Genomic DNA, 10,730 nt, shown 5'->3' on the forward strand with positions numbered 1-10,730 from the left:
TCTAAAGCTTCTCATCTTCCAGAAAAATATCAACAGAATAATCAGCAATATTATTTAGGGCCTCTGTCTTGGCAGTAGGAATTATAGTGATAGCCCCTTGATCTTTCAGTATCTTAACACTTGCTGTAATTCGGCTTCTTAAAGAATGGATCCACGCTGTATTCAACCAGGGAAAACAAAATATGGTTTTTCCGTGCGCGAGTCCAATAGCTATGGACGCATTCCATCTCTCGTTGCTGATATGTTCTATGTTTCGATCTAAACGTGAGGACGACAATTCAAACCATTCTACGAGCTCATTCAAGGTGAATTGGTTGGTTTGTTTTAACCCCTTTTCGATTTGCTGCCGTACTGTCATGCCTCCAAATAGTTTTCTTGAAATAGTACCTTCACCAACATAACATCCATATTCGGCAAGTACAGACGAGTCCGCGGCAAGAATGTTATTCAAGTATAAGGTCCCGCTCTGCGCTTTTTCCCTCCCCGTTAAAAAAAAGGATAGCGCCCAGCCTCCCGAACCGCATTCGCCGATAATTCCGTATACATGCCCGCCTCTAAACTCATAGGAAAAATTTTCGCAATAATCCCGCATCTGTCCATAGTTAGCTAACTTGGGATCGCCCAAAACCGTCAAATCCTTTACTCGAACCGTGTCGATGGATTGTGCCAATGTTTTAGAGCTGCCTCTCAAGAGTCATTTATTATGTACCAGCTCCAATGTGACAAAATTAATTTTGAGACCTAATGCAGCCAAGGATTATCATAAAGAATTGGATTACTAATACTTTAAACATGCGTACAAACCAATTAGGGAATTACTAAAACCAAGCTGAGAAGTAGGTTTTATTGTTGGTAGCCGCTTGATTCATTCGGTATTTGCTGAAGTAGGTTCTCATGGGGATAAATCTGCTCTCAGTCCTTGATGAATGGATATTAAATACTATCTAATTCATATAATAATTCAATAAATCATGGCGCAGCTCATCAATTAGTTCAGTCTCATTTAATGAAATCGGGTATAAATCACAATCTTCAAAAATATTTTTAACTGCTTTTTCGTAACTATCAGCACATTCAATAACGTATGATTTTAATCCTCTAACCAAGGTTATTCTGTAATAAAATCCATCATGAAATAAAAGTGGAGTACCGCTCACACTAACCTTCTCGAAATTCAATTCCTGAAATTAATTATCTGTCCATCCCCAAATCATTTTTCAGTTCATCAAACTGTTTGATATCAAGGATCATTTCGACTTTTTTAAATAAAGATACTAACAGTGAAACCTCTTCTTTACCGATCATAATATCCGCATCTGCGCCGCGCGTTAGAGATACTACGAGAATAATAGAATGTTCAAAAACATTGACTAATATAAATCCCTGTCTTTTTAATGACGGCCCGCTTACGTTTATAAAATCGACTCCATACCTTTCTTGATGAAAAATATCGCCTAAAAGGATGTCATTTGCTTTATCTACTGCTTTTAATACTCTCTCATACTCTTCGAAAGTTAAATCTATCTCAGCAGTCATTCCATGCTCATGGGTCTCAGAAATACTAACCTCTACATAACCCGTCTCGTTCAAGGATACTTTTAAAACTCCAGAGTCTTCTTCAAGAACAGAATGAATGCTTAAAGAGCCTATTTCTTTGTACGGTTTCTTTGTCATTGAGCACCTCTCGCCTGATAATTACTCGTGTCTTTCCGTTAATCCGTTAATATGCCAGCTACTTTTTGCTATCTTCAATTCACCGTTCGATAAGTCCGGCCAAAAAGATAACGAGTATCTTTCCGGTTTGAATTCTCGTGGAGAGAAATCGATATGTGCCTCATGGTCACAAAACGCATAATCAAATCGCAATGCCGGGTAAATTTGTGCAACAAGCTTTACAATGGTTTCGGTAGCTTTCTCTAACGACTCTTCTGAGTAATCTGGAAGCATTTCACTCTCTCTAAAAGAAACCAGAAACCCAGAATACCCCTCACACTTTTCTATCTCTATTTCAACATTCAAACCTTTAAATGGAACCAGATCGGCAAACAAATAAATGTGCCCATAATACGATCGTGTAAGTTTCTCAAGGATTGCAGGATCATTATGTGGAAAATCGTACTGAATCCACCGTTCGCCATCCACATCCTCACAGAACTTTACATTTTCAATTCGACCTTCATTCTCAGTCAGTAATTCAATCAGCTTCTTCAAATAAGTCGCACTGGCTTCAGAACAACTGTAGACTAAGCCGACATTGATATAGCTGCCCAGATAATCCCTCCTGTTCCGTTGTGAAACTTAATCGTTAGTTGCCCAGTGATAAAAAGTCCTTAAGATCTCCTCAAGATTTCCTGGACCTCCGGCACCCGAAAAACAACCATCTTCTATTTTACAGTGAACCCAATCGTCATCTGTTCGTTCAATCTGAACCACATCTACTTGCCTGCTCGCCAATTCTGTCTCCCTCAGATTTATGGAAACATGCCATCCGGGATTATCAATGGTAGTTATTCGAATGCCACTTTCATGTTCCCAATCTCCGTTACAGTGTGATGTGTACCACTCTTGTAACCATCTCAAAATCTCCAATGGTCTACACTCCTATGATTTGTTTGATTTCGCAAAAGAAAAATTTCAATAAAAAACTTTGTTTAATTGCTTTAACCAATCCGATAATTGAGTAACATTCGTTTCTAATTCGCTATAAGTAAAACATTCATTACCAAAACATAGTAATTCAATTACCATTTTTGGTAAATAGATGACAAATCACCTAGAAATCGTAGAAATATAAAAATTGTAATCGTATAATCTAATTGTAAAACATTCCAAATATAGGAAGGAGTGAAAGTGGTTAAAAGAAAATAGTAGCAGCCTCTGTAACCACTATTTTTCATCAACCTTGGCAACATCTGAGAATTCGTAAACTTAAGTTCATTCCAATAATATCTTACAGGAGGTTTTTTTATGAGAAAAGCATTTCGCGTCTACGGACTTGCGGCAGTGATCTTAACTATGACTGCAACCACTGCATATGCAGCCAACCAAGAAAGTACCGCTTACGCTAAGAGCGGAGGAAATGATGCCAAATCCTCGTATATTACCGGTCAAGGTAAAATGGGTAAAATGAAATTTAATTCATCCGGCGGTGGCTCTGGCTTCTATGAGAAAGTTTGTTCAGGAACTACCACATATGGCCCTGCTTTCTATATCCCGTCTAGCGGGGGTTCAATTGATGAACTTGTGCCAATGCCATCCAACTGCCAGTTCAAGTTACACATTACCAGCGGATTGTATTTTCCGGTAGCCGGCACCATTCAAAACTACGAATAATACACATGCAAGCGCTCTTCCCATTAGGAAGAGCGCTTAGACTGTCGCGGAAGCCTCGGCAGTCTATTTTTATACCGTCTCTTTTAGTTTTATGCTTCGCTCAAACAATGATAAGCAGAATACCCAGTGGCTTCAGAACTGCTGTAAACTAAGCCGATATTGATATAGCTGTCCAACTAGTCTCTCCTGATCCGTTGTGAAACTTAATCGTTAGTTGCCCAGCGATAAAAAGTCTTTAAGATCTCCTCAAGATTTCCTGGACCTCCGGCGCCCGAAAAACAACCATCTTCTATTTTACAGTGAACCCAATCGTCATCCGTTCGTTCAATCTGAACCACATCTACCTGTCTGCCCGCCAACTCCGTCTCGCTCAGATTTATGGAAACATACCATCCGGGATTATCAATGGTAGTTATTCGAATGCCACTATCATGTTCCCAATCTCCATTACAGTGTGATGTGTACCACTCCTGTAACCATCTCAAAATCTCCAATGGTCTGCGCTCCTATGATTTACTCGATTTCGTACAAGAAAAATCTCATAAAAAATCTTTGTTTAATCGCTTTAACCAATCTGATAATTGAATAACGTTCGTTTCTAATTCGCTATAAGTAAAACATTCCTTTCTAAGGACCGGCTCGTCCCAATTTAAATTTCGTACAATAAAAATCAAAAAACTCTGAGTCCCCAAATACCAACCTACATCTAATGCATAGTTATTCGGATACCTAACAAAAAACATATCTTCCTGTAAATCGTCATTGTCCCCGTGCAATATGGTACTGCTATCGATCTTATACTCGTTATATTCAACTACTCCAGGATAAAAATTTATGTTTTCAAACATGATTTCACCTCATACTGCCTTGGTAATGGGATTGCATCTTTGACTAGAATCGTAAGGTAACAGTAAGTCATCCAGCATCGGATGAGCTTTCTCTGGAGAGGAGCTCAAATTTAACGATATCGTCCTGACTATTCACATTATCAAGCGAGTTAAATTCGAAAGTTTTTTCTGGCGAATCCTTTTGCTCCCCTTTATAACTGAACGAAATTTGTTCAAACTTGTACCCTTTAGCTTTAATAAATTGGATAACTTTATAAACTTTATCATATTCATCTTCTGTGCTCTCTTTTTTAAATGCGCGATCTATATGTATATAAATAACGGAATCTTTAAGTTCTTGTTTAATATCTTGGTAACTCGGTATCTCTCCATATGGAATTGTAGAGTACTTATCTGTTACAGATATAGTTTTTCCCAAGTTAATTCTAGCTGTACCCTTCTGGGCATACACACTCTTTACAAACGATTCCAGTTCTTGATTTACTTCGAACCTCCAGGATGCCGTTAAAAAATCATCCCGTAAACCTTGATCATTCCATGACTGGGATATTTCAAACGAAAGCTCTTTGTTGTTCTCAGGATGTGCAAAAATCCAGTAATGGTCGTTTTTAAAGCTATATTTAATATTTTCGGTCACGATGTTTTGTGAAAATTTTTCCTGAATATAACTGTCTACTTCTTTTTTGAATTTGTACCTTTCTATTGGTGAACCTTCGCTTACATAATAAACCAAGCTGAATAACACAAAAACGATAAAGCTTATTAAAACGAGAATAATCTTTTTACTTCTTCTCACTTTTATCCCCTTTTCGATTATAGAGACATAAAGACGGATTATTTAAACCCATCTCATTTTTAATAGTATACTATCTATCTGGAACGCTAACTTAGTAAAGATTTCAAATTTTCGAGGATGTTCTTTGATAAACCTAGTACCGTGTGACATGTTAACCTTCCCATCTTCATTTAACGATCATTCAAATACAGATCATACATCCATAAATTAAACAAAGGACCACAACCTCCGTTGTCGTTCTTTGTGGGGATATAAACTCTCCTTGCATAACTTATACTAATAACAATAATCAATCTTCAAATGCACTAGAACCCAAGAAACCTTCCTGCCACTCATTTTTATCCACATGATATTCATCCATATAAAAATCTTCCGGATATTCTTTAAAACCAGGCAATTCTTTATATTTATTGATTACATCTTGTGCTTTATCTCTTGTAGAATAGATACCAATTGTTTTTGTATATTCAATCTGGTTTATTTCATAACTATGTTGCAGCAAAAAAACTGTTTTCATGGTTATTCCCCCCTTCAAATTTTATTCAAAACCTCTTTTCAACTATATACCTGATTTTGATTGATTCACCTTTTTCATAAATAGCATCTTTTAACGGTTTAGAGATGTTAGCTCTCGGAGAAATAATCAAATCAATGGGCATTCCACTGTCTAAATAATCTCTGAATTGTCCGCTTTTGTAGATATAAGCCTGATTCTTAACTTCAACAATTCTACCATTTACAATGGCGTCGCATTCTCTTCGCCTTTGCTCTACAAAAAGAAACCCCGACCGTTTAAAACCATTCAGGGAAAGGTTACATAATTTAATTCCATTTAGATCATTCTCTTTTAAATCCTCCCTGTTAAGATACTCCACTGGCCGATAAAAGTTTTTTAAGTTAATCAAAAATGCTCTATAAATTGTGCGGTTGTCCTGAAAGCAATCTGTGAATAATCATTCGGCACTGGGTGGGGGTAAACCCCAAGGCCTTGGATTTTTGTCTCTTGCTTAATTGTGCAGCAGGGTTCCAATTTTCAGGGGATTTCCTGCCTTTTGAAAACCAAATACAACCGTTTCCTATCCAATCATCTCTCCACTTTCGATAGAAATCCTCATTATTGCAAAAACCATCATCATCAAAACCGTATTGAAATCCGCAGCAAGGACATATTTCGTCAGATGGTACACCTCTATGGTCATAAGGTGCTTCATACAGGTCCTGATAATTGCACACTAAACAAATATGTTCCATAAAATCCTCCCATCAATTTCCTGGTTGCCTATTCCAGTAAGCCTGTCCACCAGTCGGTTTAAAGTATGTTTTCGTAGTCCCAGCAGCGTTATATGAGCCGAATGTAAAGGAATAATAGAACAAGTTCAATCTGATAGCGCTTCGTCTCTTCCCGCGTGTAGTGCTGACTCTGGATTTGCTTTAAACTATCCCTGGATGCTTGGGTCCATTTGATGTTCATAGGTCGCCCTTTTCAATGGCCTCCAGGATTTCTTCAGTTGTGTACGTCTTGTTGCCTGCAATGTCCATTTTGGCCTGCTTGATCAGCATTTTTAATTCCTCATCGCTCTCAATTTCCTCCTGAACGATGTTATGCAGAGGCTTCACTAAGTCGTGTTTTCCCTCGATATCTACAATGGTGGAGTCATCCTCCTGTACCCATGTCTTAAATAATTCGGCATCCAAGCCTTCAAGCTTTCTGGGCATTTGAAATCCTCCCTGCTTGATATAGCTATCCATTAGTATACCCCTCCATTAAGTTCTTGATATTCACAGGTTAAATCGCATTGTCGTTTAAAATTATTTCAAATCAGATTGGAATACCCATTTCTCTCCAAATCCACCTTCAAGTGCAGTTGGGTTATCTGCGTGAATGTCATTTACAACGTTTATCCTTCATACGTATCCTCATTAATAAGTCCCATTCTCGGATCGTAGCAACTAGCAAAAATGCTATTGTCACAAAATTTTAAAATGGGCTGTTGAAGGTTAAATTCTTTTGGGACGTGCTGCCTGATTCTTTCGGCACTAGGTGGAGGTATAAAAAGGACCTTGAGGATTACAACCCCAAGGTCAAACTCCACTAATATCTATGGGCTACTTTTTCAAGTAATGACTGTAATTCAACAATTCGTTGGCTCATTAGTATAGCAGGGTTTATTTTAACTAGGTCTGCAATAAAGTCTGCCGTTTTACTAATTACTTCTTTGGCAAATATCTCTTTTTGAATTCTGATGTCTCTCCATTCGGGAAAAATTCGATGTTCTAAAGGTTTGGTAACGATATACTCACTTATGAAATCATCTGACTGAATTACACTCGCAAGTAACTCGTTATCAACAGAAATAAATTCAAGCCATGTATTGAAAGATTCTGTATCCCTTATTGCTACATATCCAGTTTCATCTATCATTAAACATACTTCTAACAAGCTAAATAACCAAGTTGAAATAATATCGTAGCCTTCTTCATCCTCTGCCAGTTTCCGGTCATGGTAATAACCATATTCAACCGAATGAAATTCTAACTGAAAGAAACCCTCCATCCCTCCTTCGTTTTCGATTTGCTCTAAGCTCAGGCCATTCCAATAGTTTACATCCACGATAATTCGGTATTTTATCCTAAACAAAATAGTCTACCTCCCAAAATCTGCTGGGGTTAACTTATGTTGGCCGAATGCTGTATCAAATTTTCCAGACTGAAAGAAAATTTTAACGGTCTCATCCTTATAAGTGTAATAATAGTAACCACTTTTGAATCCTTTACTAATGGCTTCATTAGCACCGTTTTGAACACCAGTTATAATATCTTCCTTCGTCCAATTAGGATTAAAGAATGAATTTTTGTTTAGTTTACTTTTTAAAGCAGCATCCGAAAGATATTTTACTTGGTTTGCAAATTCACTCGCCATATGTTTACCGATGTGTTGAATATTTTTGCTACTTAGTGTGAATCCGCAGTCAATATTATGAACCCAAACACCCAAACTACTAACAAAATAAGTGTGGAAATCAGAAACAGTAAAATTATATACGATTACTTTCTTATCGTGATGTACTACTTCTATTTTGTCAATATTTAGATGATTTCCATCACTTTGAACTAATTCATCGCCCATTTTTAAATCAACAGTGAGCACCCATCCCTTGCTTTCAACCCAGAAGGGGTGATTATCAGTTGTCTCAATAATTTGATTGCCCACCGACAACTTATACGTCGTATCTTTCTCGTTGCGATGAAGGACGGTAACTTCCTTGTAAGCCTGCTCTCCAGTCTCTTCATTCTTCGAAAGAACCCTATCTCCGACCTGAATGTCTTCAATATTTTTCTCCCCTTCGTCTGTAAGGACCTTAGTTCCTCCCACAAAGCAGTTACAAGGAACTTTACCTGCCTTTGCCCAGTTCGCTTCTGTATACGTAACAGCTCTTTGAATCGTTCTATCCCCACTCTTCATGGTAATCAAAATTTTACCGCCTTTGATTATTTTACCAATTGGGATAAAACTAGCCGCCGCCAAAGCTTTATCAAATTTTGATGAGTTCGGATCGGTCACAGTGGTAATATCACTTATCACCAAGAAGTCAAGGATTTCTCCGGCAGCTTTCATTCCGCCTAAAACTCCGTTGGCCATCGCGTCTGTTACAGGATTTGTAACTACTTCGCCATGGTATCCGATTCCGAATGAGCCTTCGTAATTATCCGTAGCCTGTTGAATATGTCCACTCGGATCTCTGTACTTCAGCGGATTATTCATCACATACGTATACAAATTCAAACTCAGCGGATTATCCAACTGCCCTTCATACGTATCCTCGTTAATAAACCGTCCCATGCTCGGATCGTACCAGCGGGCGCGGAGGTACTGGAGCTTGGTTGCGGAATCCCAGTATTCCCCGGAATAGCGGAACGGGTTGGAGATGTTTTCCTCGCTTACGGTCGGGTTGCCCCAGATGTCATAAGCATACTGGTTCAGCCGGGTTCCGGTTTCACTGCGGAGTTCGACGACATCTCCGTGTCCGTTGTGGAGGTAATAGGCTTTGCTCCCGCCGCTCTCACGGGCTACGAGCTCTCTTCCCCGCACATAGCGGGCTTTGAGGCTGCCGCTGCCGTCGCCTTCGGCGATGACCTGGTCTCCATCGTAATAGTAGCGCGCGGTTCCTTCTTTGTCTGTGCGCTCGTACAGCAGCCCGTCTCCGTTATATTTGTACGAAACGGTGCTGCCGTCTTTCAATTTTACGGCGGAGAGCCGATCTTTTTTATCATAGACGTAGTCGGCGTCCGGGCTGTTCACTTCATGGTTGGTTTGGAACGAAGTCCGGTTGCCGCGGGCATCATACGCATAGCTTTCCCAGTATTGGCTGGATGAAGTAATCCGGTTGAGCGGGTCGTAGCCGAATTGATAGGTTTGGCCGTTCTCGGTTTTGGCGGTTTCGTTCTCGTTGGCGTCGTACTCGTAGGTATAGGTGTTGAGCGCGGTGCCGTCCGCCTGCTTATGCGTCAGCGTTTGCAGCTGCAGCCCGTTGTACGTGTAAGCGGTCGTGATCCCGTTGCGCTGCTTGGTCTGCTTGATGAGATCGTTGCGGTAATAGCTGTAGGCCGCTTCCTCGTCCGCGAGGGAAGAGGACACGCTCGACAGACGGTTGCGCGAGTCGTACTGGTAATAAGTGTTTTGGCGGACGGATCGTTCAGGGAGCTCCGCAGGCCCAGTGCGTTGTAATCGTACGCGAGCGTTTTGCCGTCCGGGTAGACAACCTTGGACAGTTGTCCCGTGGATGGCTGGTACGTGTACTGCGTCGTGCCCGTGTTATCTGTCATCCGGGTGCGCCGACCGGCAAGGTCGTACGCATAGCGGATCGTTTCGTCCGGCGCTTTTTTCTCGATCAGGAAATTGCGCGCATCGTACACGTAGCTGAGCTCTGTGCCGTTCCGGTCGGTCGCCCGGATCTGGTTGTTGTTGCCGTCGTAGTACAGCTTCTCCACTTTGCCGGTGGCATCGGTGGTCTGAATGAGACGGCCCAGCTCATCGTATTTTTTCTGCGTCGTGTTGTTGTCGGGATACGTGATGCGGATCATTTGTCCCAACTGGTCGTAGGTGTATTTCGTTTCTTCCTTCTTGGCATTGATTACGGCGGTAAGCTGCCCCAGAGGGTCGTAGCGGAAATCGGTGGTGCCGCCGTTCACATCCGTGCTGGCAACAACGTTCCCCGCAAAGTTGTATTGGTACGTTCCGAGCACTTTGGCGGTTGGAGCGATCTGCTCTTTCTTGACGATTCTTCCGAGTTTGTCGGCCGTCTGAAAAATGATGTGTTTGAGAATAAAAAAGAAGGAGAGCTAAACAGCATCTCCTTACACAAGTTAGTTTTAAATTGTATTATTGATCTTAAATTAAATTTTTATAATACTCATCTAGAATGAAATCTCAATTTAAATTCATTTTTTTAAATTCACCAGATAAGGCGACACTAATAAAAGTAACCAATACCAAATCATGTACGTTGTGGTAAGAGGTAATTTTCCAATTTGGAAAAAATAATCATTCACCACATAAAAAATGAAATTTGCGAAAACAGGTGCTAAGCCCACTAAAAAAAAGATAATCTTGCTAGATAAACTAATTTCATTTTCTGTCTCACAGTTATTACACATTATTTTACTTTTTCTCCAAATTGCTCTAAAAACTTTTTTCCATCCAAATTTTGTATTACAGTTCTTACATTTTTTTTTGATAATTACCCCTCCCTAAA

At 39.9% G+C, this 10,730-nt stretch carries 14 protein-coding genes and 1 pseudogene; 1 reads left to right on the plus strand and 14 read right to left on the minus strand.

The window, feature by feature from the left end:
- Window position 1: 1 nt before the first annotated feature.
- The 4 genes from AC2TF6_RS21285 to AC2TF6_RS21300 all read right to left on the minus strand — a co-directional run bounded on the left by AC2TF6_RS21285 (window position 2) and on the right by AC2TF6_RS21300 (window position 2,589).
- The gene (locus AC2TF6_RS21285; protein ID WP_491308383.1) at window positions 2-670 is read right to left on the minus strand and encodes a P-loop NTPase family protein; all 669 of its coding nucleotides are present in this window, start codon (window positions 668-670) and stop codon (window positions 2-4) included.
- A gap of 521 nt (window positions 671-1,191) precedes the next feature.
- A complete protein-coding gene (locus AC2TF6_RS21290) occupies window positions 1,192-1,674 on the minus strand; it encodes a hypothetical protein (RefSeq protein ID WP_491308384.1) in 483 nt (160 codons plus the stop codon).
- A gap of 21 nt (window positions 1,675-1,695) precedes the next feature.
- On the minus strand, window positions 1,696-2,211 hold the full coding sequence (locus tag AC2TF6_RS21295) for an Imm64 family immunity protein (RefSeq protein WP_491308385.1): 516 nt from the start codon (window positions 2,209-2,211) through the stop codon (window positions 1,696-1,698).
- A gap of 87 nt (window positions 2,212-2,298) precedes the next feature.
- Window positions 2,299-2,589 (minus strand): immunity 53 family protein, encoded by a 291-nt coding sequence (locus AC2TF6_RS21300; RefSeq protein WP_491308386.1) that lies wholly within the window; start codon window positions 2,587-2,589, stop codon window positions 2,299-2,301.
- Between the two features lie 378 nt (window positions 2,590-2,967).
- On the opposite strand from AC2TF6_RS21300, the gene AC2TF6_RS21305 reads away from it, so the two are divergent.
- Entirely contained in the window at window positions 2,968-3,333 is a 366-nt protein-coding gene (locus AC2TF6_RS21305; RefSeq protein ID WP_491308387.1) for a hypothetical protein, read from the plus strand.
- Window positions 3,334-3,536: 203 nt separating this feature from the next.
- On the opposite strand, the gene AC2TF6_RS21310 is transcribed toward AC2TF6_RS21305, so the two are convergent.
- The 10 genes and pseudogenes from AC2TF6_RS21310 to AC2TF6_RS21355 all read right to left on the minus strand — a co-directional run bounded on the left by AC2TF6_RS21310 (window position 3,537) and on the right by AC2TF6_RS21355 (window position 10,716).
- A complete protein-coding gene (locus tag AC2TF6_RS21310; RefSeq protein ID WP_372010366.1) occupies window positions 3,537-3,827 on the minus strand; it encodes an immunity 53 family protein in 291 nt (96 codons plus the stop codon).
- A 421-nt stretch (window positions 3,828-4,248) separates the two neighbouring features.
- Entirely contained in the window at window positions 4,249-4,977 is a 729-nt protein-coding gene (locus tag AC2TF6_RS21315) for a YfjL-like protein (protein WP_491308388.1), read from the minus strand.
- A gap of 289 nt (window positions 4,978-5,266) precedes the next feature.
- Window positions 5,267-5,494, minus strand: coding sequence for a DUF7336 domain-containing protein (locus AC2TF6_RS21320; protein WP_491308389.1), 228 nt, complete (start codon window positions 5,492-5,494; stop codon window positions 5,267-5,269).
- Window positions 5,495-5,519: 25 nt separating this feature from the next.
- Window positions 5,520-5,882, minus strand: coding sequence for a hypothetical protein (locus AC2TF6_RS21325; protein ID WP_491308390.1), 363 nt, complete (start codon window positions 5,880-5,882; stop codon window positions 5,520-5,522).
- 7 nt (window positions 5,883-5,889) lie between these two features.
- A complete protein-coding gene (locus AC2TF6_RS21330; RefSeq protein ID WP_491308391.1) occupies window positions 5,890-6,228 on the minus strand; it encodes a hypothetical protein in 339 nt (112 codons plus the stop codon).
- 216 nt (window positions 6,229-6,444) lie between these two features.
- Window positions 6,445-6,726 (minus strand): hypothetical protein, encoded by a 282-nt coding sequence (locus AC2TF6_RS21335; RefSeq protein ID WP_491308392.1) that lies wholly within the window; start codon window positions 6,724-6,726, stop codon window positions 6,445-6,447.
- Between the two features lie 343 nt (window positions 6,727-7,069).
- Entirely contained in the window at window positions 7,070-7,615 is a 546-nt protein-coding gene (locus tag AC2TF6_RS21340; protein WP_491308393.1) for a hypothetical protein, read from the minus strand.
- A 6-nt stretch (window positions 7,616-7,621) separates the two neighbouring features.
- Window positions 7,622-9,613: a polymorphic toxin-type HINT domain-containing protein gene (locus tag AC2TF6_RS21345; RefSeq protein WP_491308394.1), complete on the minus strand. Its 1,992-nt coding sequence runs from the start codon at window positions 9,611-9,613 to the stop codon at window positions 7,622-7,624.
- A gap of 176 nt (window positions 9,614-9,789) precedes the next feature.
- Window positions 9,790-10,302 (minus strand): annotated as a pseudogene (locus AC2TF6_RS21350) (hypothetical protein); the annotation flags it as partial.
- A 114-nt stretch (window positions 10,303-10,416) separates the two neighbouring features.
- Entirely contained in the window at window positions 10,417-10,716 is a 300-nt protein-coding gene (locus tag AC2TF6_RS21355) for a TIGR04104 family putative zinc finger protein (protein WP_491311700.1), read from the minus strand.
- Window positions 10,717-10,730 lie beyond the last annotated feature (14 nt).

Source organism: Paenibacillus sp. JNUCC 35 (assembly GCF_058269095.1).